This window comes from Streptomyces sp. Y1 (assembly GCF_041053115.1).
Lineage (GTDB): Bacteria > Actinomycetota > Actinomycetes > Streptomycetales > Streptomycetaceae > Kitasatospora > Kitasatospora rubellomurina.
The window spans coordinates 5,139,382-5,161,248 of sequence record NZ_CP163445.1 but is presented as its reverse complement, the minus strand read 5'-3'; the positions used below and the strand labels follow the sequence as shown (position 1 = coordinate 5,161,248).

At 72.2% G+C, this 21,867-nt stretch carries 16 protein-coding genes; 5 read left to right on the top strand and 11 right to left on the bottom strand.

All coding sequences use genetic code 11. The features are described from left to right. Positions 1 to 27: 27 nt before the first annotated feature. Entirely contained in the window at positions 28 to 1,971 is a 1,944-nt protein-coding gene (locus AB2U05_RS22290; RefSeq protein WP_045696839.1) for a TIGR03960 family B12-binding radical SAM protein, read from the bottom strand. 431 nt (positions 1,972 to 2,402) lie between these two features. On the opposite strand from AB2U05_RS22290, the gene AB2U05_RS22285 reads away from it, so the two are divergent. Next, positions 2,403 to 3,689: a M14 family zinc carboxypeptidase gene (locus tag AB2U05_RS22285; protein WP_369184041.1), complete on the top strand. Its 1,287-nt coding sequence runs from the start codon at positions 2,403 to 2,405 to the stop codon at positions 3,687 to 3,689. Positions 3,690 to 3,789: 100 nt separating this feature from the next. On the opposite strand, the gene rodA is transcribed toward AB2U05_RS22285, so the two are convergent. The 8 genes from rodA to AB2U05_RS22245 form a co-directional block, all read right to left on the bottom strand. Continuing rightward, positions 3,790 to 4,989, bottom strand: a complete 1,200-nt coding sequence (rodA, locus tag AB2U05_RS22280; RefSeq protein WP_045696843.1) for a rod shape-determining protein RodA — start codon at positions 4,987 to 4,989, stop codon at positions 3,790 to 3,792. Beyond that, the gene (mrdA, locus tag AB2U05_RS22275; RefSeq protein ID WP_369184040.1) at positions 4,986 to 7,289 is read right to left on the bottom strand and encodes a penicillin-binding protein 2; all 2,304 of its coding nucleotides are present in this window, start codon (positions 7,287 to 7,289) and stop codon (positions 4,986 to 4,988) included. The genes rodA and mrdA overlap by 4 nt, the downstream gene beginning before the upstream one ends. A 45-nt stretch (positions 7,290 to 7,334) precedes the next feature. Further along, on the bottom strand, positions 7,335 to 7,979 hold the full coding sequence (mreD, locus tag AB2U05_RS22270) for a rod shape-determining protein MreD (protein ID WP_045696848.1): 645 nt from the start codon (positions 7,977 to 7,979) through the stop codon (positions 7,335 to 7,337). Between the two features lie 3 nt (positions 7,980 to 7,982). Further along, positions 7,983 to 8,936: a rod shape-determining protein MreC gene (gene mreC, locus AB2U05_RS22265; protein ID WP_078859940.1), complete on the bottom strand. Its 954-nt coding sequence runs from the start codon at positions 8,934 to 8,936 to the stop codon at positions 7,983 to 7,985. Between the two features lie 98 nt (positions 8,937 to 9,034). Next, positions 9,035 to 10,060: a rod shape-determining protein gene (locus tag AB2U05_RS22260; RefSeq protein WP_045696920.1), complete on the bottom strand. Its 1,026-nt coding sequence runs from the start codon at positions 10,058 to 10,060 to the stop codon at positions 9,035 to 9,037. Between the two features lie 323 nt (positions 10,061 to 10,383). Next, a complete protein-coding gene (gene ndk / locus AB2U05_RS22255; protein WP_045696851.1) occupies positions 10,384 to 10,797 on the bottom strand; it encodes a nucleoside-diphosphate kinase in 414 nt (137 codons plus the stop codon). Between the two features lie 288 nt (positions 10,798 to 11,085). Further along, a complete protein-coding gene (locus tag AB2U05_RS22250; RefSeq protein ID WP_045696853.1) occupies positions 11,086 to 11,442 on the bottom strand; it encodes a DUF4233 domain-containing protein in 357 nt (118 codons plus the stop codon). Position 11,443: 1 nt separating this feature from the next. Then, complete coding sequence (locus tag AB2U05_RS22245; protein WP_244178783.1) at positions 11,444 to 12,769, bottom strand: folylpolyglutamate synthase/dihydrofolate synthase family protein; 1,326 nt, start codon at positions 12,767 to 12,769, stop codon at positions 11,444 to 11,446. Positions 12,770 to 13,019: 250 nt separating this feature from the next. On the opposite strand from AB2U05_RS22245, the gene AB2U05_RS22240 reads away from it, so the two are divergent. The 3 genes from AB2U05_RS22240 to AB2U05_RS22230 all read left to right on the top strand — a co-directional run bounded on the left by AB2U05_RS22240 (position 13,020) and on the right by AB2U05_RS22230 (position 17,383). Continuing rightward, positions 13,020 to 14,453: a glycosyltransferase family 2 protein gene (locus AB2U05_RS22240; protein WP_369184039.1), complete on the top strand. Its 1,434-nt coding sequence runs from the start codon at positions 13,020 to 13,022 to the stop codon at positions 14,451 to 14,453. A 35-nt stretch (positions 14,454 to 14,488) separates the two neighbouring features. Continuing rightward, positions 14,489 to 15,628 (top strand): non-hydrolyzing UDP-N-acetylglucosamine 2-epimerase, encoded by a 1,140-nt coding sequence (gene wecB / locus AB2U05_RS22235; protein WP_369184038.1) that lies wholly within the window; start codon positions 14,489 to 14,491, stop codon positions 15,626 to 15,628. Positions 15,629 to 15,808: 180 nt separating this feature from the next. Beyond that, complete coding sequence (locus tag AB2U05_RS22230) at positions 15,809 to 17,383, top strand: chitinase (protein WP_369184037.1); 1,575 nt, start codon at positions 15,809 to 15,811, stop codon at positions 17,381 to 17,383. A gap of 22 nt (positions 17,384 to 17,405) precedes the next feature. Here AB2U05_RS22230 and AB2U05_RS22225 read toward each other — a convergent pair whose 3' ends face one another. Beyond that, positions 17,406 to 17,930 (bottom strand): hypothetical protein, encoded by a 525-nt coding sequence (locus AB2U05_RS22225; RefSeq protein ID WP_045696859.1) that lies wholly within the window; start codon positions 17,928 to 17,930, stop codon positions 17,406 to 17,408. A 301-nt stretch (positions 17,931 to 18,231) separates the two neighbouring features. After that, positions 18,232 to 20,871, bottom strand: coding sequence for a valine--tRNA ligase (locus AB2U05_RS22220; RefSeq protein WP_045696861.1), 2,640 nt, complete (start codon positions 20,869 to 20,871; stop codon positions 18,232 to 18,234). A gap of 191 nt (positions 20,872 to 21,062) precedes the next feature. Here AB2U05_RS22220 and AB2U05_RS22215 point away from each other — a divergent pair, with 191 nt between their 5' ends. Further along, positions 21,063 to 21,866, top strand: a complete 804-nt coding sequence (locus tag AB2U05_RS22215; RefSeq protein ID WP_045696862.1) for a hypothetical protein — start codon at positions 21,063 to 21,065, stop codon at positions 21,864 to 21,866. The last annotated feature ends 1 nt before the right edge of the window (position 21,867 follow it).

Below are 21,867 nucleotides of genomic sequence, written 5' to 3'. Positions count from 1 at the left end.
CCACTCGATCGAGGACTCGATGGACGCCTACTTCTGCTGGTCCGCGCCGCCGACGACGGTCAGCGGGAGCAGCTTCTTGCCGGTGGGCCCGATCTGGATGGCGGTCTGCATCTGGGGGCACACGCCACAATCGAAGCACGGGGTCCAGCGGCAGTCGTCGACCTCGACCTCCTCCAGGGCGTCCTGCCAGTCCTCCCAGAGCCAGTCCTTGTCGAGGCCGCTGTCCAGGTGGTCCCAGGGCAGCACCTCCTCGTAGCTGCGCTCGCGGGTGGTGTACCAGTCGACGTCGACGCCGGTGCCGGCGAGGCCCTTCTCGGCGCAGGCCATCCAGCGGTCGTACGAGAAGTGCTCGCGCCAGCCGTCGAAGCGGCCGCCGTCGTCGTAGACGGCGCGGATGACGGCGCCGACGCGGCGGTCGCCGCGGGAGAGCAGGCCCTCGATGATGCCGGGCTTGCCGTCGTGGTAGCGGTAGCCGATGTTCTTGCCGTACTTGCGGTCGCCGCGGATGGAGTCGCGCAGCTTGGCGAGGCGGGCGTCGGTGGCCTCGGCGGACAGCTGCGGGGCCCACTGGAACGGGGTGTGCGGCTTGGGCACGAACCCGCCGATGGAGACGGTGCAGCGGATGTCGTTCTGGCCGGTGACCTCGCGGCCCTTCTGGATGACGTTCTTCGCCATCTCGCCGATCTGGAGCACGTCCTCGTCGGTCTCGGTGGGCAGGCCGCACATGAAGTACAGCTTCACCTGACGCCAGCCGTTGCCGTAGGCGGTGGCGACGGTGCGGATCAGGTCCTCCTCCGACACCATCTTGTTGATCACCTTGCGCATGCGCTCGCTGCCGCCCTCGGGGGCGAAGGTGAGGCCCGAGCGGCGTCCGTTGCGGGACAGCTCGTTGGCGAGGTCGATGTTGAAGGCGTCGACGCGGGTGGACGGCAGCGACAGGCCGATCTTGTCCTCGCTGTAGCGGTCGGCCAGGCCCTTGGCGATGTCGCCGATCTCGGTGTGGTCGGCGCTGGACAGCGACAGCAGGCCGACCTCCTCGAAGCCGGTCGCCTTGAGGCCGCGCTCGACCATCTCGCCGATGCCGGTGATGCTTCGCTCCCGCACGGGGCGCGTGATCATGCCGGCCTGGCAGAAGCGGCAGCCGCGGGTGCAGCCGCGGAAGATCTCGACGGACATCCGCTCGTGCACGGTCTCGGCGAGCGGGACGAGCGGCTGCTTGGGGTAGGGCCACTCGTCGAGGTCCATGACGGTGTGCTTGGACACCCGCCACGGCACGCCGGGGGCGTTCGGCACGACGCGGGCGATCCGGCCGTCGGCCAGGTACTCCACGTCGTAGAACTTCGGCACGTAGAACCCGCCGGTGCGGGCCAGGCGCAGCAGCACCTCGTCGCGCCCGCCGGGGCGGCCCTCGGCCTTCCAGGCGCGGATGATCTCGGTCATGTCGAGGACGGCCTGCTCGCCGTCACCGACGACCGCGCAGTCCAGGAAGTCCGCGATCGGCTCCGGGTTGAAGGCGGCGTGGCCGCCGGCGAGGACGATCGGGTCCTCGTCGGTGCGGTCCTTGGCCTCCAGCGGGATGCCGGCCAGGTCGAGCGCGGTGAGCATGTTGGTGTAGCCGAGCTCGGTGGAGAACGACAGGCCGAACACGTCGAAGGCCTTCACCGGGCGGTGGGCGTCGACGGTGAACTGCGGGACGTCGTGCTCGCGCATCAGCGCCTCGAGGTCCGGCCAGACGCTGTAGGTGCGCTCGGCCAGCACGCCCTCGCGCTCGTTCAGCACCTCGTAGAGGATCATGACGCCCTGGTTGGGCAGGCCGACCTCGTAGGCGTCGGGATACATCAACGCCCAGCGGACGTCGCAGGCGTCCCAGTCCTTGACGGTCGAGTTGAGCTCGCCGCCGACGTACTGGATCGGCTTCTGGACGTGCGGGAGGAGGGCCTCCAGGCGTGGGAAGACCGATTCGACAGTCATGTACTAGGAACCCTTACGACGTGATTCGGTGCCGCGAGCCGGCACGGGAGGGGTGACCCTCAAGGGTAGCCCAATCCGGGGAACGGCCCGTCGGGCCGGACCGACGCCGGACCGACGCCGGCCCCGGACCGGACCCGACGCCGGAGCGGGACGGCCCGCCGGCCGCCGCCGACGCGCGCCCGGAGCGCCGCCACCGTCCTGGCAGGGCCCCGTCAGACAACTCTGCGCCCCTTCCCGACACCCGAGTTGAGTCGTACGCTCGGCCCCGCGCCGGTAGTCCCGGCTCCCCGTCCCCGCAACCCCGGTAGCACCCGTCCCCGGTACCACCCGTCCCCGGTACCGGCCGCCTCCCCGCACCCCGTCCCCCGGCAACGCCCGTCCCCCGGTGCCCACCGCTCCCACGCGGCCGCGCGCCCTGCGCAAGGAGAACCATGACCGACACCGGTCGGCGGATCCGCCCGCTGCGGACCCTCGACACCCGGCCGGCCCGCTACCCCACGCAGGCCCAGGCCGAGGCCGCCGCCCGGCGGCTCGCCCTGCGCCATCCGGACCGCTGCCGGCTGCGCGAAGTGGGCCGATCCCGGGCCGGCCGCCCCCTGCTGCTGCTCTCCGTCGACCGCGGCCCGCGCGCCGCGCTGGTGGTCGGCGGCCCGCACCCCAACGAACCGATCGGCACCGCCGGCGCCCTGCGGCTGGCCGAGGTGCTGCTCGACCGGCCCGCCCGCCCCGGCCTGTCCTGGCACCTGCTGCTCTGCCTGGACCCGGACGGCGCCGCGCTCGGCGCCGGCTGGCTCGACGGCCCGCTCACCATGGGCCGCCACTACGAGCACTTCTTCCGCCCCTCCTTCGAGGAGCAGCCCGAACTGCTGCCCGCGCCCGACTCCGGCCGCCCGCCGATGCCGGAGAGCCGGGCGCTCACCGACCTGATCGACGAGCTGCGCCCGTTCCTGCAGTGCTCGCTGCACGGGGTCGACTTCGGCGGTGCCTTCGTCCAGCTCACCGGCCCCGTCCCCGGCCTGTCCGAGCGCCTCGCGCGCTCCGCCGAACGGGCCGGCCTGCCGCTCGACCTGGACTGCTACGACGCGATCGGCTGGCCCAGCCCCGCCCCCGGCACCTACCTGATGCCCGAGCCCGGCAGCGGCCCGCAGGCGCTGCCGGACGAACCCGAGCTGTCCACCTGGTCCTACGCCGCGCGGTACGGCGCGGTCACCGCCGTCCTGGAGGTCCCGATGTGGGCCGTCGACGCGGTCGGCGACGCCCGCCCGCACCCGGCCGCCGCCCAGGCGGTCGGCGCCGCCGCCCGGGCCCTCAAGGCGCGCGCCGAGGAGCTGTCCGCCCTGCTCCCGTACGTCCCGCCCCGGGCCCGGGACGAGCACGCGCCGCTGCTGCGCACCGCCGAGTTCAACCTCGCGGTCGGCCCCGGGATGGCCGACGAGTGGCTGGAGCGCTGGCCCGCGCAGCCGCTCACCGTCGCCCGGGTCACCACCGCCGGCCTGGTCGCGGCCCGGCTCCCGCTGCGGGTGGCCTCGCTGCTGCTGCGGCTGCTCGCCGGCGCCCGCGGCCCGGGCGCCCAGGCCGCCCGGGAGCGCGCCCGCGCCGTCGTCTCGGACAGCCTGGACCAGCTGCGCCACCGCTTCGGCGCCCGCTGGGTGCCCGTCCAGGAGCAGCTGGCCCACCAGACCCGCGCGGTGCTGAGCACCGCCGACCTGCTGCTCTGACACGGCACGAGGGCCGGCCCGTACGGACCGGCCCTCGGGGACCCCGCGACTCCCGCGCCGCTTTGCCGCTCTACCGTTATGCCGCTTTGCCGCTTTGCCGCTACGCCGCTATCGGCCGCTGGCTGCGCACCGCCTGCAGCAGCCCGATCGCGATCCACACCGCGAACATCGACGAGCCGCCGTACGAGACGAACGGCAGCGGGATGCCGGCGACCGGCATGATGCCCAGGCACATCCCGATGTTCTCGAACGCCTGGAAGGAGAACCAGGCGATGATCCCGGCCGCCACGATCGTGCCGTACAGGTCGGTCGCCTGCCGGGCGATCCGGCAGGCCCGCCACAGGATCACGCCGACCAGCAGGATTATCGCCAGCGCCCCGACGAAGCCCAGTTCCTCGCCCGCCACGGTGAACACGAAGTCGGTCTGCTGCTCCGGCACGAACTGCCCTATGGTCTGGGTGCCGTGGAACAGCCCCTTGCCGGTCAGCCCGCCCGAGCCGATCGCGATCCGGGCCTGCGCGGTGTTGTAGCCGACGCCGTTGGGGTCGAGCTGCGGGTTGGCGAAGGCCGCGAAGCGGTCGATCTGGTACTTGCTCAGCAGCCCGAGCTTCCACACCGCGATGCTGCCGGCGACGCCGGCCGCCAGGATGCCGAGCACCCAGCGGTTGGCCGCGCCGGAGCCGAGCAGGATGCCCAGCACGATCGCCGACATCACCATCGTCGAGCCCGCGTCGGGCATCAGCAGCACCAGGCCCATCGGCAGGCAGGCCCAGATCAGGCCGCGGAACACGGCCCGGTGCGAGGGGAACTCCCGCTCCCCCGCGTCCACCTGGTCGGAGAGCACGACCGCCATCGACAGCAGGATCCCGAGCTTGGCGAACTCGGCGGGCTGGATGGAGAACCCGCCGCCGAGCTGGATCCACGAGTGCGCGCCGTTGACGGTCGAGCCGAGCGGGCTGAGCGTCGCGAGCAGCATGAGGATGACGGCGACGTAGACGAAGGGCACCAGGGTGCGGAAGCGCCGGGCTCCTATCGCTATCACCACGGCGCACAGCACCAGGCCGATCACGAAGTTGGTCAGGTGCCGGTACAGGAAGTACTGCGGGTCCCCGTGGGTGAGGTTGTCGCGCCCGCGGGTGGCCGACCAGACCAGCAGCGAGCCGCACATCGAGAGCGCCAGCCCGGCCAGCAGCAGTATCCAGTCGAGCCGCCACAGCGGGGAGTCCTTGGCCAGGGCCTTGGAGACGCCGGTGCGCTGCGGGGTCAGCCGCAGCTGCCGGTAGGAGCCGTAGGAGGTCACGCCCGCCCCCTTCCGGTGCTTCGGGTCGGTTCCAGCGCGGTGTCGGCGGCGGCGTACGGCACCGGGGTGCCGGTGGGCTGCGCCGGGTCGAGGAACGTCAGCGGCTGCACCTCTTCGGCACCGGCGGCCACCGGAGCGAGCAGGGTGCCGACGGAAGCGCCGGCTGCGGTGCCGGCCGCGGTGCCGGGGTACGCGACCGGCTTGATGATCGCGGTGCCGTCCGGGTTGAACTTGGGCAGTTCGGTCTGCGGCGCGGGCAGCAGCGCCTTGCCGTTGTCGACGTTGCCCTTGTCGTCCACGCCGTACAGCGCCTGGTAGATCCGCCGGACGGCATCGCCGGAGCCGCCGGAGCCGGTGCCGCCCTGGCTTATCGTCATGACGACCGCGTAGTCCTTGCTGTACGTGGTCAGCCAGGAGGTGGTCTGCTTGCCCTCGACCTCGGCGGTGCCGGTCTTGGCGTGCAGCTCGATCTTGCCCTGCGGCCAGCCGGCCCCGGCGAACTTCCAGGCGGCGGTGCCGCTGGTGATGACGCCGGCGGTGGCCTGGTCGATGTAGCTGAGCAGCTTCTGGTCGCCGGGGAACTTGGCGTCCTCGTGCGGGGCGATCTCGCGGACGAGCTGGCCGCTCGGGCTTATCACGGCCTTGGCGATGGTCGGCCGGTAGAAGGTGCCGCCGTTGGCGAGCGCCGAGTAGATCCGGGCCATCTGGACCGGGGTGACGAGCGTGTCGCCCTGGCCGATCGCGAAGTTGACGGCGTCACCGGCGCGCATCTGGTAGCCGTCGACGCAGTTCTCGCGGGCGATCTGGTCGGAGAAGCTGTTGCCGCCCTTCTGCGCCTGCGCGCACCAGGCGTCCTTGTTGTTGTCGTAGAAGGACTGCTTCCACTGCCGGTCGGGCACCCGGCCGGGGACCTCGGCCGGCAGGTCGATGCCGGTCTTGGCGCCGAGGCCGAACTGGTGGGCGGTCTTGAAGAACCAGTCGCCCGGGTCCTTCTTCGGCTTGATGCCGCCGTCCTTCATCCACTGGTCGTACGCCAGGCCGTAGAAGACGGTGTCGCAGGAGACCTCCAGCGCCTTCTCCAGGGAGATCGCGCCGAAGTTCTCGCTCTCGAAGTTCTTGAACTCGCGGCCGCCGATGGTCATGCTCTTCGGGCAGTCGTAGTGGCCGTCCAGCGAGTAGCCGGCCTGCACGGCGGCGGTGGTGGAGATGACCTTGAAGGTCGAGCCGGGGGCGGACTGACCCTGTATGGCGCGGTTCAGCAGCGGGAAGTTGGAGTCCTTGCTGGTCAGCGCCTGGTAGTCCTTGCCGCTGATGCCGCCGACCCAGAGGTTGGGGTCGTAGGTGGGCGCGCTGGCCATCGCGACGATCCGCCCGGTGTGCACGTCCATCACGACGGCGGCGCCGGAGTCGGCCTCGTAGTTGCGGTTGGTGACCTTGTCGAAGGTGTTCCGGGCGTCGTTCATGGCCTGCACCAGGTTGTCCTCGACGACCTTCTGCACCCGGGCGTCGATGCTGGTGACCAGGTTGTCGCCGGCCTGCGGGGCGACGGTCCCGGCGGTGCCGATCACCCGGCCGAGGTTGTCGACCTCCAGCTGGGTGATGCCGGCGGTGCCGCGCAGGTCGCGGTCGTACACCGACTCCAGGCCGGCCCGGCCGATCTGGTCGGCGGGCAGGTAGCGGTCGAGGCCCTTCTTGTCGGCGGTCTTGCTGACCTCGTCGTCGGTGACCGGGGAGAGGTAGCCGAGCACCTGGGCGAGGTTGGCGCCCTCGACGCCGGTGTAGCGGCGCACGGCGGTGGGCTGCGCGGTGACCCCGGGGAAGTCCTCGCGGCGCTCCATTATCTGCATCGCCTGCTGGGTGGTCGCCTCCTTGGTGACCGGGATCGGCTGGTACGGCGAACCGTTCCAGCAGGGCTGCTGGGTCTTGGCGTCGCAGAGCCGGACCTTCTCCTGCACGTCCTTGGCGGGCATCCCGAGCACGCCGGCCAGCCGGCCGAGCACCGCCTTGCCGCCGTCCTTCTGCTGCAGCAGCGAGGTGCGGCTGACGGAGACCACCAGCCGGGCCTCGTTGCCGGCGAGGATGCGCCCGGAGGCGTCCAGGATCTCGCCGCGCACGGCCGGCTCGACCACCTCGCGGATGTGGTTGCCGGTCGCCTTGGCGGTGTACTCCTTGGCGTTGCGGATCTGCAGGTACCACAGCCGTCCGCCGAGGGTGGCGAGCAGCGACAGCACCAGGATCTGCAGCACCACCAGACGGATCGTCACCCGCCGGGTACGGCCGGTCTCGGGGATGTTGCTCACGTCTCGTGCGCTCCAGGGTGCGGGAGGTGCGGGAAGAGTTCGGGGTTACGGGCGGCGGGCGAAGCCGGGCACGCGCCGCTTCTTGTACGTCGGGCCGGCCGACACGTCGCGGGTGGTGCGGTAGCGGGCGAGCGAGCCCAGGCCCGGGCCGCCAGTGTCGTCGTCGCCGCTGGCGGCGGCCACCGGGTCGCGCCCGAATCGGCGGCCGAGCAGCATCACCAGCGGCACCACGAACGGGGCCAGCAGCAGGTCGTACAGCAGGGCGCTGATCACCAGGCCGCCGAGGCCGACGTGCCGGGCGGCGGTGTCGCCGACCAGGGCGCCGACCATCGCGTACAGCAGGGTGGAGGCGATCGCGGCGGCGCCGACCACCAGCAGCGCGCTGGAGACGGAGCGCTGGCGGCCGTGCTCGGGGCGCAGCAGTCCGGCCGCGTAGCCCATCAGGCAGAGCACCAGGGCGTAGCGGCCGATCGCGTGGTCGGAGGGCGGGGCGAGGTCGGCGAGCAGGCCGGCCGAGAAGCCGACCAGGCAGCCGCCGGTCGGCCCGTAGACCATGGCCAGGCCGACCACGACGAGCAGCAGTATGTCCGGGGTGGCGCCCGGGAGCTGGAGCCGGCCGAAGACGCTGACCTGGAGGATCAGGCCGAGCAGGGTCAGCACGGCGGAGACGGGGATGCGGGCGAGGCGCATGGCTCAGTTCCCCCCGGTGGGCTTGGCGGGCGGGGCGGCGGGCGCGGTGGCCTGCGGCTGGGCGGGGGCGGCCGGGGCCTGCGGCTGCCCGGGGGCGGCGGCGGGCGGCAGGACGGCGTCGCGCGGGTCGGTGCGCGGCGGCACGACCACGACGCCGACCAGGTCGAGCCGGGTGAACTGGACGAAGGGCTCGACCAGGACGGTCTTGGTGAGCTGTCCGGCGTTGGCCTGGACCTCGGTGACCTTGCCGACCGGCACGCCGGGCACGAACGGGCGGCCGCTCTGCGAGCCGAAGGTGACCAGCCGGTCTCCGGCCTTGACCTGGGCCTTGCCGTTGAGCAGCGAGACCTTCATCGGGCTGTCGCCGCCGCCGGAGGCGAAGCCGATCTCGCCGGTGCCCTCCAGCCGGGTGCCGGCCGAGAAGCCGGGGTCGGAGGCGAGCAGCACGGTGGCGGTGGTCGGGGCGACGGTGGTGATCCGGCCGACCAGGCCCTGGCCGTTGACGACCGTCATGTCGCGGGTGAGGCCGTCGTCGCCGCCGGCGTCGATGGTGATGGTCCAGGAGAAGCCCTGGGCCGGGCCGATCGCGATGACCTGGGCGGCCTTGATGGTGTAGCCGCCGGCGCCGGCGGTGCGCAGCAGGTCGTCGAGCTGCTTGGTGCGGCCGGCGGCCATGTCGGAGGAGGCGAGCTTCTGTCGCAGTTCGGTGTTCTCGCGGGCGAGTTGGTCGCTGCGGCCGCTGTCGGTGGCGGCGTCGCGGAAGGCGCGGACGGTGTCGGCGACGGGGTCGACGACGGTGGCGGCGCCGCGCTCGACGGGGCCGAGGAGGCTCGCGGCGGCGTGCCGGGCGCCGCCGAGCGGGGAGTCCTCACCGCCCTTGATGTCCACGGTGATGAGCGCGAAGGCGACGGCCACCAGCAGGATGAGCAGTAGCCGGCTCTCTCGTGTGTCCCTCACGGTGCTGGTACTGCCCCTTCGTACCTGGCGGCCGCCCGGGCTGTGGGCCCGGGGCGGCGGCCCGTTCAGTTGAGTCGGTGTCGGGTGTCGTCGTGGTACTAACGGCGCGGCGAGGCGTCCAGTACCTGCTGGAGCGCCTCGAACTCCTCGACGCACTTGCCGGAGCCGAGTGCGACGGAGTCGAGCGGGTTCTCGGCAATGTGGATCGGCATGCCGGTCTCGCGGCGCAGCCGCTCGTCCAGGCCGCGCAGCAGGGCGCCGCCGCCGGTGAGCACGATGCCGCGGTCCATGACGTCGCCGGCGAGCTCGGGCGGGCACTGGTCGAGGGTGGTCTTGACCGCGTCGATGATCGAGTTGACCGGCTCGTCGATGGCCTCGCGGACCTCGGCGGCGGAGATGACGACGGTCTTGGGCAGGCCGCTGACGAGGTCGCGGCCGCGGATCTCGGCGTGCTCGTCCTTCTCGCCCTCCAGGCCGTAGGCGCTGCCGATGCTCATCTTGATCTGCTCGGCGCTGCGCTCGCCCAGGAGGAGGGAGTACTCCTTCTTGATGTGCTGGACGATGGCGTTGTCCAGTTCGTCGCCGGCCACCCGGATGGACTGGGCGGTGACGATGCCGCCGAGGGAGATGACGGCGACCTCGGTGGTGCCGCCGCCGATGTCGACGACCATGTTGCCGGTGGCCTCGTGGACGGGCAGGCCGGCGCCGATGGCGGCGGCCATCGGCTCCTCGATGATGTGCACCTGGCGCGCGCCGGCCTGCGAGGAGGCCTCGATGACGGCGCGGCGCTCGACGCCGGTGATGCCGGAGGGCACGCAGACCACGACGCGCGGGCGGGCGAGGTAGCGGCGGCGGTGGATCTTGAGGATGAAGTAGCGCAGCATCCGCTCGGTGATCTCGAAGTCGGCGATCACGCCGTCCTTGAGCGGGCGGATGGCGACGATGTTGCCGGGGGTGCGGCCGATCATCTTCTTGGCCTCGGCGCCGACCGCGAGGATGCCGCCGGTGTTGGTGTTGACCGCGACGACGGACGGCTCGTTGAGGACGATCCCCTTGCCCCTGACGTACACCAGCGTGTTGGCAGTTCCGAGGTCGATCGCCAAGTCGCGGCCGATGAACGACAGGTTGCTCGCCATGGGGTGTGGGTGCCTTCCCGGGCTCGGAGTTCTTGGAGGGTGGACGAATGCGTGCGCCCACGCTTGGCCGGAGACCAGCTGAGCTGCGTTACCGGGCCCTCGAGTCGCGTCCATCGTAGTCACGCCGTGCGGTACGGACGGCGAGGTGGGGCATACCGTCCATTGTCCGGAGCGTGATCGCTTCTCCGAGCATTGGGACGCCGTGTCGGCGCCCGTGGTTGCTTATTTCACGATAAGAATGCCCCGGCCGGGCCAACGGTCCCGACCGGGGCATGCCGAAGGTCACCCGGGTGTGTCGCCGGGTCCGCGGCTCAGGCGTGCGCCGGGAAGAAGATCTTGATCTCGCGCTCGGCGGACTCCGGGGAGTCGGAGGCGTGGATCAGGTTCTCGCGGGTGATCGTCGCGTAGTCGCCGCGGATGGTGCCGGCGCCGGCCTCCAGCGGGTTGGTGGCGCCGGCGAGCATGCGGATGCCCTTCACGACCTCCTCGCCCTCGACGATCAGCGCGATCGACGGGCCGGAGGTCATGAACTCCAGCAGCGGCTCGTAGAACGGGCGGCCGACGTGCTCGGCGTAGTGCTGCTCCAGGATCTCCCGGTCGAAGGTGCGCAGCTCGACGGCGGCCAGCCGCCAGCCGGCCTTGCGCTCGATGCGGCTGATGATCTCGCCGGCCAGGCCGCGGCGGACGGCGTCGGGCTTGAGCAGGACGAGAGTGCGCTGGGACACGGTGCGTCTCCTGGGGATTCGGTACGGCGGGCGGTCGGGCCGACGAGCGGGAGCCGACACGGCAGAGGTTACCTTGCGTGCACGGCGTGTCGGCTTGCCGGTCTACACCACTGGGCGTGGGCGGCCAGGTCCTGTCCGGTCGATCTTGGCGGATCAGCCCGCGGCGTTGGGCGCCCGGCTGGGCGTGCCGGCGGATCGTCCTCGTACTGGGTGTACTTGGGCGATTCGCCGGTGCGTCCAGGCGGGATGCCCGGCGTCGCGGGCCCGCCAAGATCGGCCGGACAGGGCCTAGGCGCGGGCGGCGGCGTACGCGGCCTCGGCGGCGGCGCGGGCGGCCTTGAACTCGTCGACCTTGCGGCCGTAGTGCACCGAGCACCACCACAGGCCGGCGAAGACGACGCCGAGCCCGAACATGGTCGGCAGCAGGAAGCCGCTGGCGATCAGGCCGATCTGCAGCGCCCAGCCGAGCGGCACCGCGCCGGGGCGGTTGATCATGCCGCAGAGCGCGATGCACAGGGCCATCGCGATGCCGCTGACCAGCCAGATCGTGCCGGTGGACACGTCGGTGAGCCGCATCGCGACCAGCGCCGCGAACATGACCAGGAGCGCTTCGCCGATCAGCGTCGAGGAACAGAGCGTCCTCATGTCACTTCCTCCCGAGCAGCAGGCGGGCCTCGCCCACCGTGATGACCGAACCGGTGACCAGCACCCCGGCGCCGCCGAGGTCGCCCTCCTCCTCGGCGAGGGTGACGGCGGCCGCGATGGCGTCGTCGAGCCGCGGCTCGACCTGCACCCGGTCCTCGCCGAAGACGTCGACGGCCAGCGCGGCGAGCGCGTCGACGTCCATCGCGCGGTGGGTGGAGTTCTGGGTGATGACGACCTCGGCCAGGATCGGCTCGAAGGCCTCCAGCAGGCCGGCCACGTCCTTGTCCCCCGAGGTGCCGATCACGCCGACCAGCCGGGTGAAGCCGAAGGACTCGGTGAGCGCGGAGACGGTGGCCTGGGCGCCGTGCGGGTTGTGCGCGGCGTCCAGGAGGATCGTGGGGCTGCGGCGCACGACCTCCAGGCGGCCCGGGGAGGAGACGCCGGCGAAGCCCTGGCGGATCTTGTCCACGTCGAGCTGCCCGCCGCGGGCGCCGCCGACGCCGAAGAAGGCCTCGACGGCCGCCAGCGCGAGGGCGGCGTTCTGCGCCTGGTACTCGCCGTGCAGGGGGATGAAGACGTCCTCGTACTCCGCGCCGCCGAGCCCGCGCAGCGTCACCAGCTGGCCGCCGACCGCGAGCTCGCGGCGGATCACGCCGAACTCCATGCCCTCGCGGGCGACGGTGGCGTCGACCTCGACGGCCCGGCGCAGGATGACCTGGGCGGCGTCCAGCTGCTGCTGGGCGACGACGGCGACGGCGCCGGACTTGATGATCCCGGACTTCTCGACCGCGATCTCGCCGGTGGTCTCGCCGAGCTTGTCGGTGTGGTCCAGGCCGATCGGGGTGATCACCGAGACGGCGGCGTCGATGACGTTGGTGGCGTCCCACGAGCCGCCCATGCCGACCTCGACCACGGCGACGTCCACCGGGGCGTCGGCGAAGGCCGCGTAGGCCATGCCGGTCAGCACCTCGAAGAAGGACATCGGCACCGGCTGCGCCGCGTCGACCATCCGCACGTACGGCTCGATGTCGCGGTAGACCTCGACGAAGCGCTCCGGGGTGATCGGGGCGCCGTCCAGGCTGATCCGCTCGGTGACGGACTCCACGTGCGGGCTGGTGTAGCGGCCGCTGCGCAGCTCGAAGGTGTTGAGCAGCTGCTCGATCATCCGGGCGGTGGAGGTCTTGCCGTTGGTGCCGGTGATGTGGATGGAGGGGAAGGACCGCTGGGGCTGGCCCAGGATGTCCATCAGCGCCTCGATCCGATCGAGCGAGGGCTCCAGCTTGTTCTCCGGCCAGCGCTTGGAGAGTTCCACCTCGACGTCGCGCAGGGCGTCGCCGGCGGAGCCGTCCGCGGGGCGAAGGGTGTACGGGTTCGGGTCGGCCTTGTCGCTCACGACCACAGTCTACGGAGCGTCGGCGGCGTGTCCCCACGGGGTGAGACGCACCACTTTGCCCAGCCTTTGCCTGGTGCTCCCAGTTTGCCCGATTTACTATCGATCCAGCGATTTGAGCCACTAGAAAGCATCGATTCGCAACCACGAGGAGCCGCAGACCTTTGATCACGAGGAGAACCGCGCCATGCCCGACGCTCTGCACGACTGGATCGTCCTCCGCCAGGAGACCGTGGTCCGGTTCGCCTCACTGATCTCCCTGGCCCTCGTCGGCTACATGGTCTTCGTCTTCGGCCGCTTCCTCGTCTACTGGGCCGGCTCCCGGCACGCCTACCGGCACAACGCGCCCGCCGAACCCGGCGACCCCGCCGCCTTCCAGTGGCACCTGGTCATCCCCTGCCGCGACGAGGAGGCCGTGGTCACCCAGACCCTCGACGGCCTGCGCGCCGCCGCCCCCGAGGCCCACCTGTGGGTCATCGACGACGACAGCGAGGACGCCACCCGCGACCTCGTCCTCGCCGCCGCCGACCGCGACCCGCGCGTCCACCTCGTCCAGCGCCGCCGCCCGCACGCCCGGATCGGCAAGGGCGCCGCCCTCAACGCCGCCTACCGCGAGATCTCCGCCTGGCTGCCGCCCTCCGCCGACCGCTCCCGCGTGGTGATCGGCGTCGTCGACGCCGACGGACAGCTCGAACCCGGCACCCTCGGCCAGGTCTGCAACCCCAAGGCCCTCGGCCGCGAGGACACCGGCGCCGTCCAGATCGGCGTCCGGATGCGCAACGCCGACGACGAACTCCCGCTGCCCGGCCGCGGCCGCGCCGCCAACGCCCTGGCCCGCGCCCTCGTCCGGATGCAGGACGTCGAGTTCCGGGCCAACAACGCCGGCATGCAGCTGCTGCGCCGCCGCACCGGCAGCGTCGGCCTCGGCGGCAACGGCCAGTTCGTCCGGCTCACCGCCCTCGACTCGCTCACCGCCGAAGAGGGCCGGGCCGGCCGCCCCTGGCCCGAACGCGCCCTACTGGAGGACTACGAGTCCGGCCTCGACCTGCGCCTGGCCGGCTGGCGGCTCACCCACGTCACCGAGACCAACGTCTCCCAGGAGGGCCTGATCTCGGTGCGCCGCTTCCTCACCCAACGCACCCGCTGGGCCCAGGGCAACATGCAGTGCCTGCGCTACACCGGCCGGGTGCTGCGCTCCCCGCACTACACCCCGGCCGGCAAGGCCGAGGTGATGTACACCTTCCTGCAGCCGGTCGTCTGCGTGCTGCTCGTCCTGCTCCTCCCCCTCTCGCTCGCCATCACCGCCGCCGGACTGGTGCTCTTCCCCGCCGAGACCGCCGACTTCCAGCTCCGGTACGGGCCGTGGATGCTGCTCGCCTTCGTGCTCGCCACGCTGCCGATGGTGTTCTGGGGCCTCGCCTACCGCAGGCACGTCCACCCCGACCGCAGCCGGCTCACCGGGCTGCTCTGGGGCGTCCTGGTCTGGCTGTACGCCTACCACCTCTTCGTGGTCGCGACCCGCGCCGCCGGCCGGATGCTGCTCGGCCGCAACGGCTGGGCCAAGACCCGGCGCAACGCCGAGAAGGTCACCGTGGGCGCCCCCACCGCCCTCGAATCCTGAGCCCCCTCCCCCACCCGCACCTCCGGAGCACCCCCATGAGCACGTGCCTGCCCCCGTCCAGCGTCGCCGTCGTCCTCGGCACCCGCCCCGAGCTGGTCAAGCTCGCCCCGCTGATCCACGAGCTCGGCGACGCCACCCGCCTGGTGCACACCGGCCAGCACTGGGACGAGGCGATGTCCGGCCGCTTCCTGCGCGACCTCGACCTGCCCCGGCCCGAACTGCTCACCGGCGTCGGCGGCCGCCCCCGGGCCGGCCAGATCGCCCAGTCCCTCGCCCAGCTCGACGCCGCCTTCGCCGAGGACCGCCCCGCCGCCGTCGTCGTCCAGGGCGACACCAACGCCACCCTCGCCGGCGCGCTCGCCGCCAACGCCCGGGAGATCCCGCTGGTGCACGTCGAGGCCGGGCTGCGCAGCCACGACCGGGCCATGCCCGAGGAGCACAACCGCGTCATGGTCGACCACGTCTCCGACCTGCTCTGCGCCGCCACCGGCGACAACGTCGCCAACCTGCGCGCCGAGGCGCTCGCCGAGGAGCGGATCGCCCTCACCGGCAACACCGTCGTCGAGGTGGTCCGCCGCCAGCTGCCGGACGAGACCGCCCGCGCCGCCCTGCTCGCCGCGCACGGGCTGCGCCCCGACGCGTACGTGCTGGCCACCGTGCACCGCCCGGAGAACACCGACACCGCCGAGGCGCTCGGCGCCGTCCTCGCCGAACTGGACCGGATCGCCCGCGCCGGCACCCCGGTGCTGTTCCCGATGCACCCGCGCACCCGGGCGGCCGTCGAACGCTTCGCCCTGGACGGCCTGCTGGCGCACCTGGCCGTCACCGAACCGATCGGCTACGGCGACTTCCTGGGCCTGGCGAACCACGCCGCGCTCCTGGTCTCCGACTCCGGCGGCGTGCAGGAGGAGTGCACCGTGCTCGGCCGCCCGCTGCTGGTGGTGCGCCGCTCCACCGAGCGCCCCGAGGCGATGGCGGCCGGCTTCGCCGCGCTGGTGCGGCCCGGCGAGGAACTGGGCGCGCTCGCCCGCGCGTGGCTGTCCGATACCCCCGAGCGGCTGGCGCGCCTCACGGCCACCCCGAGCCCGTACGGCGACGGCCTGGCCTCGGCCCGGATCGCCGCGCTGACCGCCGAACTCGCCGAGCCCGCCGGGGCGTTCCTGCGGGCGGCCTGACACCGGGGCGGCCGCTCCCTCTTGACAGCCGGATTGGTCTACTCCACCTTGTGAGGCAAGTCCCCTTCCCCGACCGGGACTTGAGTTGTCGGTAGCTCCCGCACGCGCACCATCGACACCCCGGACGGCGCTCCACCCCCACCCGGGCGCCGCCGGGCCTCCCCCACTGGAGATGGAGTCATGCCACCTGCCCGACACCGGCGCCCGCGCGCCGTCCACTCCCTGCTGGCCGGGGCGAGCGCGCTCGTCATCGGCCTGGCCGGGCTCGCCGTCGCCGGCACCGGCGCGCACGCCGCCGACGGTGAACTGATCGCCAACGGCGGCTTCGAGACCGGCGACCCGAGCGGCTGGACCTGCACCGGCGGCACCGTCCAGAGCACCACCGCGCACACCGGCAGGTACGCCCTGCAGTCCACCCCGGGCGGCGGCGACACCGGCGAGTGCACCCAGACCGTCGCCGTGAAGCCCTCCGCCGGCTACCACCTGAGCGCCTGGGTGCAGGGCTCGTACGTCTACCTCGGCGCCCGCGGCACCGGCGGCGCCGACCCGAGCACCTGGACGAGCTCCGGCGGCTGGACCCAGCTGAGCACCGACTTCACCACCGGCCCGAACACCACCAGCGTCACGGTCTACCTGCACGGCTGGTACGGGCAGCCGGCCTTCCTCGCCGACGACGTCTCCCTGCTCGGCCCCGGCGGCACCCCGCCCTCCCCGAGCCCGACCGCCACCGCCACCGCCACCGGCTCACCCAGCCCCACCGCGACGGCCACCGGCTCACCCAGCCCCACCGCGACGGCCACCGGCTCACCCAGCCCCACCGCGACGGCCACGGCCACCGCGACGCCGACCAAGCCGCCCGGCCTGCCCAGGCACCTGCTCACCGGCTACTGGCAGAACTTCGACAACGGCGCCGCCGTCCAGCGGATCGGCGACGTCCCGGCCGCGTACGACATCATCGCGGTCGCCTTCGCCGACGCCACCGCCACCCGCGGCGCCCTGAGCTTCACCCTCGACCCGAAGCTCTCCTCCCGGCTCGGCGGCTACACCGACGCCCAGTTCAAGGCCGACATCGCGGCCAAGAAGGCCGCCGGGAAGAAGGTCGTGCTCTCCATCGGCGGGCAGAACGGCACGGTGTGGGTCGGCGACTCCTCCTCCGCCGCCGCCTTCACCGACAGCGCCTGGTCGCTGATCCAGAACTACGGCTTCGACGGGATCGACATCGACCTGGAGAACGGGATCGACTCCGCCTACCTGGGCCAGGCGCTGCACGCGCTGGCGGCGAAGGCGGGCAGCGGGTTCGTCCTCACCATGGCGCCGCAGACGATCGACATGCAGTCGACCGGCACGGAGTACTTCAAGCTGGCGCTGAACGTGAAGGACGTCCTCACCATCGTCAACATGCAGTACTACAACTCCGGCGCGATGAACGGCTGCGACGGCAACGTCTACTCGCAGGGCACCGAGAACTTCCTCACCGCGCTGGCCTGCATCCAGCTCAAGGGCGGGCTGCGGCCCGACCAGGTCGGGCTCGGGGTGCCGGCCTCGACCAGTGCGGCGGGCGGCGGGTACGTCAGCCCGAACGTGGTGAACAACGCGCTGGACTGCCTGGCGAGCGGCACCAACTGCGGCAGTTACAAGCCCGACGCCACCTGGCCGGGCATCGGCGGCGCGATGACCTGGTCCACCAACTGGGACGCCGGCGCCGGCAACCCGGTCTCGAACACCATCGGCGCCCACCTGCACGCCATGCCGTGACCGACCGGGCAGGCCCGGGCCGTCAGACCCCGGCCCGGGCCTCCGGGACCTGCGCGACGACGCCGCCGCGGCGGCGCAACTCGGCGGTGATCTCGGCCAGTTCGCCCTCCGGCAGCAGCGGCAGCATCATCGCGACGCCCTGCAGCAGGCCGCCCAGCAGGAAGGTGGTGTCGGCGGTGGAGGCGACCAGCCCGCGCACCTCGGCCACCTCGCCGGCCGCCACCGCCTCGATCAGCCGGGCGGCGTCGGCGGTCTCCTCGTCCACCGCCACCGCGCCGGTGTCGGCCGGGGCCCGTCGCGCCATCGCCCGCAGCACCCGGTCGCCGACCTCGGGGGCGTACGCCTTGCGGACGGCCTCCGCCGCGATCCAGGTGAGCAGCGTGGTCACCTCGCGCTCGGCGTGCTCGGCGATCAGCAGGTCCAGCTCGTGGTCGAACGCGAGCTGGTTCCCGTGCCGGAAGGCGAGCAGCAGCGTCGCCGCCCTGGCCTTGGCCTCCTCGACCGCCTCGGCAGGCAGTTCGTCGGCCAACTCCTCGGTCACCACCACGCCGTGCCCTCCCGTCCGTCGCCCAGCAGAACGCTCCGCGGAATAATCCCGCCGCGGAAACTCCGAGCACACCGTACACAGCCGACCTGGAAACTTCCGCGAACGCGCGCGGGCAAGACCGGAATCAATTCGCTCGGAATAAGACCTCACCCGGTCCAGGATGAATATTCGCCGGAAGGGAGCAATGTTGCTGAGCTAATCGGGCGAACGGAAACCGCACCGGCACCGCCGCCCGTGAAAACGCCCGAGGGGCCGCACCCCGCGCGAAGCGGAGTGCGGCCCCTCGGAGGCCCCGGGAGGCTCAGCCCTGCGGCAGCGCCGCGAGCTGGGCGGTGATCCGGGCGATGTCGGCCTCGGCGGCCTCCTGGCGGCCCCGGATCTTGGCGACGACCTCGTCCGGCGCCTTGGCCAGGAAGGCCTCGTTGCCGAGCTTGGCGGCGGTCTGGGCCTTCTCCTTCTCGGCGGCCGCGAGGTCCTTGGCGAGGCGCTTGCGCTCCGCCGCGACGTCGATGGTGCCGGAGAGGTCCAGCGCGACGGTGGCACCGGCCACCGGCAGCGAGGCGGTGGCCGTGAAGCCCTCCTCGGGGGCGGTCAGCCGCAGCAGCGAGCGGATGGCGTCCTCGTGGGCGACCAGCGCGGTGCCGCCCAGCTCCAGGGCGGCCGGGACGCGCTGGCGGTCCTGCAGGCCCTGGTCGGTACGGAACCGGCGGACCTCGGTGACCACCTGCTGCAGCGTGGCGATCTCGGCCTCGGCCGCGCCGTCGCGGAAGCCGCTGTCCTTCGGCCAGTCGGTGACGACCAGCGACTCGGCGCCGGTGAGCGTGGTCCACAGCGTCTCGGTGACGAACGGGACGACCGGGTGCAGCAGCCGCAGGGTGACGTCCAGGACCTCGCCCAGGACCCGGCGCGAGGCGTCGGCCTGCGCGTCGCCCTTGGCCAGGGTGGTCTTGGACAGCTCGACGTACCAGTCGAAGACCTCGTCCCAGGCGAAGTGGTACAGCGCGTCCGAGACCTTGGCGAACTCGTAGTCGTCGTACAGCGCGTCCACCTGGGCGACGGTGGCGTTCAGCCGCGACAGGATCCAGCGGTCGGCCGCCGTCATCTCCTCCGGCGCGGGCAGCGGGCCCTCGACGGTGGCGCCGTTCATCAGCGCGAAGCGGGTCGCGTTCCAGATCTTGTTGCAGAAGTTGCGCGAGCCCTTGACCCAGTCCTCGCCGATCGGCACGTCGGCGCCCGGGTTGGCGCCGCGGGCCAGGGTGAAGCGGACGGCGTCGGCGCCGTAGGCGTCCATCCAGTCCAGCGGGTCGACGGCGGTGCCGGAGGACTTCGACATCTTCTTGCCGAACTCGTCGCGGACCAGGCCGGTCAGCGCCACGGTCTTGAACGGCGCCTCGCCGTCCATCGCGTACAGGCCGAACATCATCATCCGGGCGACCCAGAAGAAGATGATGTCGTGGCCGGTCACCAGGACGTCGGTCGGATAGAACTTCTCCAGGTCGGCGGTCTTCTCCGGCCAGCCGAGCGTGGAGAACGGCCACAGGCCGGAGGAGAACCAGGTGTCCAGGACGTCCGGGTCCTGGTGCCAGCCCTCGCCGGTCGGCGGCTGCTCGTCCGGTCCGACGCAGACGACCTCGCCCTCGGGGCCGTACCAGACCGGGATCCGGTGGCCCCACCAGAGCTGGCGCGAGATGCACCAGTCGTACATGTTGTCGACCCAGTCGAAGTAGCGGCGCTCCAGCTCCTTCGGGTGGATCTCCACCTTGCCGTCGCGCACCGCGTCGCCGGCGGCCTTGGCCAGCGGCTCGACCTTGACCCACCACTGCAGCGACAGCCGCGGCTCGACCACGGTGTGGCAGCGCGAGCAGTGGCCCACGGCGTGCATGTACGGGCGCTTCTCGGCGACGATCCGGCCCTGCTCGCGCAGCGCGCCGACGACGGCCGAGCGGGCCTCCAGCCGGTCCATGCCGAGGAACGGGCCGTGCACGGTGATCGCGCCGTGCTCGTCCATGACGGTCAGGTTCGGCAGGTCGTGGCGCTGGCCGATGGCGAAGTCGTTCGGGTCGTGCGCGGGCGTCACCTTGACGGCGCCGGTGCCGAACTCCGGGTCGACGTGCTCGTCCGCGACGACCGGGATCTCGCGGTCGGTCAGCGGCAGCTTGATGGTCCGGCCGACCAGGTGCCGGTACCGCTCGTCCTCGGGGTGGACGGCCACCGCGGTGTCGCCCAACATCGTCTCGGCCCGGGTGGTGGCCACGACGATCGAGTCCTCGCCGTCGCCGTAGCGGATCGAGACCAGCTCGCCCGGCGTCTCCTCGTGCTCCACCTCGATGTCGGACAGCGCGGTGAGGCAGCGCGGGCACCAGTTGATGATGCGCTCGGCGCGGTAGATCAGGCCGTCGTCGAAGAGCCGCTTGAAGATGGTCTGGACGGACTGGGACAGGCCCTCGTCCATGGTGAAGCGCTCGCGCGACCAGTCGACGCCGTCGCCGAGGCGGCGCATCTGGCCGAGGATCCGGCCGCCGTAGTTGCGCTTCCACTCCCAGACCTTCTCCACGAAGGCCTCGCGGCCCAGGTCGTGGCGGGACAGGCCGGACTCGGCGAGCTGCTGCTCGACCTTGTTCTGGGTGGCGATGCCGGCGTGGTCCATCCCGGGCAGCCAGAGCGTCTCGAAGCCCTGCATGCGCTTGCGGCGGGTCAGCGCGTCCATCAGCGTGTGCTGGAAGGCGTGGCCCAGGTGCAGGGCGCCGGTCACGTTCGGCGGCGGGATGACGATGGTGTACGCGGGCTTGTCGCTGTTCGCGTCGGCGGTGAAGTAGCCACGGTCTACCCAGCGCTCGTACAGCTCGCCCTCTACGTCCGCGGGGGTGTAGGTCGTCGGGAGGGTTGCCGCGTCGTCCCCGGCGGAGGTGCTCTCGGGGCGCTGGTTCGTCGTGTCGGTCACGACGCACAGTTTACGTAACCGGGGGGGCGGGTTACGAACCGCTTTCGGAACGGTTCCCACGCTGGTACGACGGGGTTCGCGGTCGGCCCCGTGCGGTAGCGTTCCACGGCACTCGCCCGCACGTCGGGACGTGCACGGAGCGAGACACCACACCGGTACAGGCCGCGGGGGCGGCGGGGGAGCACACGCACATGTACGGCCAGGGCCAGCAGTACCCGCAGGGACAGCAGCCGTACGGGGGACAGCCCCCGTACGGGCCGCCGCAGCCGCAGCCGCCGTACGGCGCGCAGCAGCCCCAGTACGGCTACCCGCAGCAGCAGCCCTACGGCGCGCCCCAGCAGCCGTACGGCGCCCCGCAGCAGCAGCCGTACGGCGGCTACCCGGGCTACGCCGAGCCGCCCCGCAAGGGCAAGGGGGGCCTGGTGGCCGGCCTGGTGATCGGCGCGCTGGTGCTCGGCGGCGGCGGGTTCGCCGCGTGGAAGTTCCTCGGCGGCTCGGACAAGGCCGGCGCGTACAAGCTCACCGCCCCGCAGTCGCTGCCGGACGGGTACACCCAGAAGTCCTTCGAGGAGAAGCCGGTCGACCAGAGCAAGCCCGAGGCGGCGAAGTTCGGCAAGGACCTGCACGCCCTCGGCGCCAGCTACAACAAGGGCTCGGACGCGCTCGACTTCATCTCGGTGGCCGGCATCTACGGCGAGCTCAACGACCCGGGCCAGCTGATCGACCAGTCGCGCAAGGACTCCTCCACCGCGGTCACCTGGTCCACCCCGCTCACCGACTTCCCGGCGAACGACGACAAGAGCTCGTCCGGGCGGCTCGCCTGCGGCGTCACCAGCGTGATCGGCAAGCCCGGCCCGACCATCTGCGTCTGGGCCGACAACTCCACCTACGGCCGGGTCAGCTTCTCCAAGAGCGCCGGCGGCCAGGGCCTCACCGCCGCCCAGGCCGCGGACAAGACCCGGGCCATCCGCGACGCCATGAAGGTCGCGAAGTAAC